Annotated in this window: 1 protein-coding gene; it reads left to right on the forward strand. The window is 43.9% G+C overall.

All coding sequences use genetic code 11. From position 1 onward, the window contains the following. Nucleotides 1-12 precede the first annotated feature (12 nt). On the forward strand, nucleotides 13-915 hold a 903-nt coding region (locus tag DPQ23_RS15190), incomplete at its 3' end, for a TonB-dependent receptor plug domain-containing protein (protein ID WP_276310569.1).

Genomic DNA, 915 nt, shown 5'->3' on the forward strand with positions numbered 1-915 from the left:
CATACTAGAAATATCAGTAACCTGCGCGAATTACTGGCTAATCGTACGGACATTAACGTCGGTGGAGGTAGCGTGTCCGCACAATACATTTCGATTCGCGGATCAGGACAAGATCGTATCGGTATGATTGTCGATAATACTTCGACAAATACTCAACAGTGGTATCACCAAGGTCGTTTCCAACTGGATCCGTCTATGGTGAAATCGATTAAAATCGATAAGGGCGCCGGTTCCGCCAGTGCCGGTATCGGTATAACGGACGGTGTAATCCGTGCGGAAACGGTATCGGCAAAAGATTTATTGAAAGACGGCAGATCATTCGGTGCGCGTATCGGTTCCGAATATAACAGTAATCGCGGCATTAACGATTCGCTTTCACTCTATGGACAAGCGAATAATCTGGATGTATTGCTATTAGGCAGTTGGGGAGACGATAAAAACTATAAGGCGGGTAAAGGTTATTCGGATGCGGTGAATAAAAATAGCCGAGTAGTGAATAATACCGCTCGTCGTCAAGGTAATTATTTGGCGAAATTCGGCTATGATATTACCGATAAACAGCGTATCGGCTTAAGTTTCCGTCAAGAGTCGTTTTATGGTGCGGGACAAGATCGTTTCGAGATGATTTTTAATAGCCGCCCGGTAAATGCGAACACGACCAAACGTACCTACAACCTTGAGTATGATGCGAAAGACATCGGCTTTGCTCGAGACGTTAAAGCGAATGTGTTCCATATTTTAGGGACGGATAAGCGAGAAGATTATCAGCAAAATAAATTAACCGGTTATCAACGTAGTTCTAAAACCAAAACAACGGGGGCTAATTTAGGCTTTACCAGCGAATTTGGCGGAGAGCATCTGTTTAAATATGGTGTGAATCTGCGTAAAGAGCAGACAGGTAGTCAGAATTCGTTC

It is taken from the genome of Paracoccus endophyticus (assembly GCF_003286075.1).
Taxonomy (GTDB): Bacteria; Pseudomonadota; Alphaproteobacteria; order Rhodobacterales; family Rhodobacteraceae; genus Paracoccus; species Paracoccus endophyticus.